This is a genomic window from uncultured Thiodictyon sp. (genome assembly GCA_903837595.1).
In the GTDB taxonomy this organism is placed as follows: Bacteria; Pseudomonadota; Gammaproteobacteria; order Chromatiales; family Chromatiaceae; genus Thiodictyon.
This window is the reverse complement of the sequence record CAILVI010000378.1, coordinates 1-4,450: the sequence shown is the minus strand read 5'-3', so window position 1 is coordinate 4,450 and position 4,450 is coordinate 1. Positions and strand designations below refer to the sequence as shown.

Here is a 4,450-nt window from a genome sequence, read left to right as displayed (position 1 = left end):
GGTACTCTCCTCGGCGAAAATCGCAACCGCCACAACGGCGTGGCGGCGAGGAAAGTATGTGGCGGGCGGTCATCTGCCGCGGTAGCGGCTCCGTCCAACAAGCGGCCTCAAGAGCGAGCGCGCGCCACGGGGCTCGTGCTAGTTCTCAGCGTCATCAGTGGCGCGCGCCGCTTTAGGCCGATCGATAGTTGCTCCGACTGGAGTGCAGTATTCATAATGTGTTGTTGCGGATCGGCGCCTGTCGTTGGCGTCGGTCCGTTACGCCTCCCAGCGCCTAACGGAGAACGTCATCATGGTCTTCAATCGCCTCTACGGCCGTCGGTTCCATAGTGAGCCGACGGGCATTCCCACGCTCTATCCCACACTCGACCCGCTTCAGCTCGAGCGGTTTCTCACGGATCTAGACTACGCTCACATCAAGTCCTTTGACAACGTCTACATTCTGCCATTCTTCAGTCGGAAGAGCGAATCGCTGCAAGCGTGTTTCGGTCTAGGCCTCTCCCGGCTCATGATTCGCAATCTGATGTTGTTGCGCGACATCAGCATCCATGGGCCGGAGGACACGCCGGAGGTGCCGTGCGAGGCGGTTCACGACATCAGCGAGGCTCAGCCGCGATCGTGCCACGTCACCGGCCTCACCAGTTTTGGTTCGGACGGCTATTCGCTACAAGTTGAAGTCCATCGTCCGGGCCGGCCGGTCAACCGTACGAGCGTTCGCCACGGGCATTTCAACACGTTTCTCCGTGAATGCTCCTCCGCCATCGCCCGCCTCCTGGGTAGCAAGGTCGATGACGGCATCGCCCAGGCGTGGCAAGTGGCCCAACCGCGCGATGCGAAGTCTCTAGTTCAACTCGGCATCATTCACTTCGACTTCGAGCGCCAACAAATGGCCGAGCGTGGTGGGGCGGCGCAGAGACTACTCGACATCGATCCCGATTTTGTCGTCGCGATGTGGGACATCGACGAGGAGCCACCGGGTGTCAATCAGAAATACTTCACCGGGCTGAAAAGCGATCCGTACAACGCCCAGCTTTATTTCTTGACGTTCTGCGCGATCTGGACCTCGACGAGCCCGCAGCCGGAGGCGTTGCAGTTTTGCCGCAAGGCAATCGAGCTGTCGCCGGGCCACGGCAAGGCTCAAATGTGTGCCCCACATGCGGCACAGCGGCCGGTGGAGATGTTGCGGCACTCGGAGCTGGGTTATCGCCTACTGCCGGGCAACTCGTTCGCGGTCAACAACTACACGCTCGCCCTGACTCGGGCGAACGCTCCGGCGGCGAAACGGCTCGAACTGGCCGAAGAGGGGATCACGGTGGACCCGCGCGATCCGGGCAGCTACATGCGACTCATCGAGCTGTGCATCAGCCTGGGCGATCACAAGACCGCTCTAGCGACAGCCGAACGGCTCCGGAAGCTGTATGAGCCGAAAATGGACGAGCGGGCCCTATACTGCCTGCGGCAAAACCCTCGAATGGCCGAGCCCATCGACTCGGGCGAGTACGACCCGGTCGCGGAGAACCGCCAGCTTATCGCGGAACTGCGAGGACACCTTTAGCGTGAAGAGCGAAATACGGCCAGCGCGGCAGCAAATTGTCCTCACTGACGAAAACAATACAAAAGAAAATGGAATTCTGGTTATTGTCACAATGCGGTAACGTGCGAATAGCAACAGTCGAAACGGCAAATGGCGTTCTAACTCACCGCTGGCCTTGACCGTACCGGCCTCGGGACGCACAGCGCCCCGCTTAGCGTCCCAGCGTTGCCAGCCGCTTGAGCACGGGGGTGAACAACAGGTCCAACACCACAAATGCCCCAGCCGCCACGCCCAGGTCCAGCCAGTGCAACCCCATGACCGACTTGGCGAGCAGGGCCGGGATCAGGGTCTCCGGCAGATGATCCAGGAGCGGCACCGAGGCACTCGAGCGCAGCCCCAGCCGGCGTTTGATGAAGCTCGCGATGAGATCGCCCGCCATCGCACCCAGCGCAATGGCCAGCCCCAGACTCCACCCGAGCCCCCAGAACCACGCGACTGACGGCGTCGCGACCAAGGCCGCGATCAGGCCGCGCCAGGTCTTGGACGGCCCGAACACCGGGTGGCCGTCGCGCAGCCGCCGCCCCCCGTCCAGCGGCCGGGCCGGGGGCCGAGCGGACAACAGCACGGCCAGCACGGCAGGCACCCCGTTGGCCACGAGCAACAGGGCGAGGAGTGAGATGAGCGGGCTCCAGTGGGGTGGCACTCAGGTATCCGGGTGGAACAAGGGAGCGCTAAAGTATAGGGGTGTCGGCCTTGCTGTTACACTCAAGAGAAGGCATCTACACTAAAGAGAAGGCATCACGCCAAACCACCGGCGCTGGAGTCCGCCTGCCCCTGGGTTGCGCCCTCCCCCGCCGGCCATCCACGACCTCAGCCTGAGGGAGTTCACGCCATGTCCACCTGGATTTTGGTTGCAGACAAGAGCCGCGCACGTATTTTCGCCGCCGACAAGGCCGCGAGTCCGCTCCATGAGGTCCGCACCCTGACCTCCCCGGAGGCCCGCCTGCACGAGGGCGATCTGGTCAGTGACAGGGCCGGTCAGGACCGCAACCCAAGCGTCAGCGGCCATGGCTTGAGCGACGACCACCCCCAAAAGCACGCCATTGCCGAGCGCTTCGCCGCCCAGGTCTGCGAGGAACTGGAAAGCGCACGCAACCAGGGACTGTTCCGCAAACTCTATGTGATCGCCGCCCCCGCCTTTCTCGGGATGCTGCGTCACCATCAGTCCCCCACCCTGCGCCAACTGATCGCCGGGGAGATCGACAAGAGCCTGGCTGGCCTTGAGCCGGCAGCCATCCGCAAGGCCCTGCCGGATTTACTATAACTCGTAGGAGCGGCCCCCAGGCCGCGACCAAGTCACCAGCCGTGTCGGCTCAGGACCCGGCCGCACGGGACGCGGCGCGGCGGGCGACTTTGTCGAGTACACCGTTGACATAGCGGTGCCCCTCATGGGCACCGAGCAGCTTAGTGAGCTCGACCGCCTCGTTGATGGCGACACCGGCCGGGATCGCGGGGGAGAAGAGGATCTCGTAGGCGCCGATGCGCAGGATGGCGAGTTCCACCGGGTCGACCTGGGTGATGGGGCGGTCGAGCACCCGATCGAGTGCGGCATCGATCTCAGTGATCTGGGCCGGCACGCTCTTCATCAGGTCATCGAAGAGCTCCAAGTTGAACTTGAAGCGGTTCTTGGGGTCGATGACGGTATCGTCCTCGGCCCCGCTCAGCGAGTTGTTCAGGGCATCCAACCATTCCGGGTCGCTGAGCATGTGCGCGCGGATGGTAGCCGGGTCTTCCCGGGTGAGGTGCCACTGATAGAGTGCCAGCGCGGCATAGCGGCGCGCCTGACTGCGGGGACTGACCCGGCCCGGCTCGGTGGGCCTGGGATCGCTGGATCTGGTCATGGCAGTTGCCGCAGCAGGTCGACCATCTCCAGGGCGGACAGTGCGGCCTCCGCACCCTTATTGCCGGCCTTGGTGCCGGCCCGCTCGATGGCCTGCTCGATGCTGTCGACGGTGAGCACCCCAAAGGCGACCGGAATGCCATATTTGAGGCTCACCTGGGCCATCCCTTTGACGCACTCGCCCGCCACATAGTCGAAATGCGGGGTACCGCCACGGATCACCGCCCCCAGGGCCACGATGGCATCATAGCCGCCCTTGGCTGCGATGCGCTCGATGGCGACCGGCATCTCGAAGGCCCCGGGTACCCGCACGATGGTGAGATCCGACTCTGCCACCCCGTGGCGCAGCAGCGCGTCTACTGCGCCTCTCTCCAGACTCTCCACGATAAAGCCATTCCAGCGCGACACCACCAGACAGAAACGGGCCTGGTCGGCGCGCAGGACGCCCTCAATGGTCTTGATGGTCATGATGCGATCCTTATCCGATAGTCAAATAGGTACGGGGTAGAAGCGAAGTGCGGACCTAACGCCGTTGAACTCAACGCCCGCCGACGTATTCCACGACCTCCAGGTTGAACCCGGAGATCGCGTGCATGGCCTTGGGCGCGCTCATCACACGCATCTTGCGCACCCCGAGATCCGCCAGGATCTGCGCGCCGATACCGTAGGTGCGCAATTCGTTTCGGTCTTTCTGGCGGCGGGGCGCCACCGGGGCGGCCTCGTCATGCGATTTGAGGCTCTTGAGCCGGGCCAGCAGGTCCTGGGCGCCATCACGATTGCGCAGCAAGACGATCACACCATGACCGGCCTGCGCGATGTCGGCCATCACCGACTGCAAGGGCCAGCCACAGGCGGGGTGATGGGTGCCAAACAGGTCACACAGGGTATTCTGCAAATGCACGCGCACCAGGGTCGGGCGCTCGGCACTCATCTCGCCCATGGTCAAGGCCAGGTGAATCTCATTGTCGATGTGGTCGCGGTAGGCGACGACCTGGAAGGTCCCGACCTCGGTGGGC

The 4,450-nt window shown here is 63.6% G+C and carries 5 protein-coding genes and 1 pseudogene; 2 read left to right on the top strand and 4 right to left on the bottom strand.

Annotation, left to right across the window (positions count from 1 at the left end; all coding sequences use genetic code 11):
• Positions 1-292 precede the first annotated feature (292 nt).
• On the top strand, positions 293-1,555 hold the full coding sequence (locus tag QZY44_RS22295) for a hypothetical protein (protein WP_295452666.1): 1,263 nt from the start codon (positions 293-295) through the stop codon (positions 1,553-1,555).
• A 190-nt stretch (positions 1,556-1,745) separates the two neighbouring features.
• Here the strand turns inward: QZY44_RS22295 and QZY44_RS22290 are convergent, their stop codons facing one another.
• Positions 1,746-2,237 (bottom strand): CDP-archaeol synthase, encoded by a 492-nt coding sequence (locus tag QZY44_RS22290; RefSeq protein ID WP_295452662.1) that lies wholly within the window; start codon positions 2,235-2,237, stop codon positions 1,746-1,748.
• Between the two features lie 189 nt (positions 2,238-2,426).
• Here QZY44_RS22290 and QZY44_RS22285 point away from each other — a divergent pair, with 189 nt between their 5' ends.
• Entirely contained in the window at positions 2,427-2,858 is a 432-nt protein-coding gene (locus tag QZY44_RS22285; RefSeq protein ID WP_295452659.1) for a host attachment protein, read from the top strand.
• A gap of 49 nt (positions 2,859-2,907) precedes the next feature.
• On the opposite strand, the gene nusB is transcribed toward QZY44_RS22285, so the two are convergent.
• The 3 genes and pseudogenes from nusB to QZY44_RS22270 form a co-directional block, all read right to left on the bottom strand.
• Complete coding sequence (gene nusB, locus QZY44_RS22280) at positions 2,908-3,435, bottom strand: transcription antitermination factor NusB (RefSeq protein ID WP_295452653.1); 528 nt, start codon at positions 3,433-3,435, stop codon at positions 2,908-2,910.
• Positions 3,432-3,902 (bottom strand): 6,7-dimethyl-8-ribityllumazine synthase, encoded by a 471-nt coding sequence (gene ribE / locus QZY44_RS22275; protein ID WP_295452647.1) that lies wholly within the window; start codon positions 3,900-3,902, stop codon positions 3,432-3,434. The genes nusB and ribE overlap by 4 nt, the downstream gene beginning before the upstream one ends.
• A gap of 70 nt (positions 3,903-3,972) precedes the next feature.
• Positions 3,973-4,450 (bottom strand): annotated as a pseudogene (locus QZY44_RS22270) (bifunctional 3,4-dihydroxy-2-butanone-4-phosphate synthase/GTP cyclohydrolase II); the annotation flags it as partial.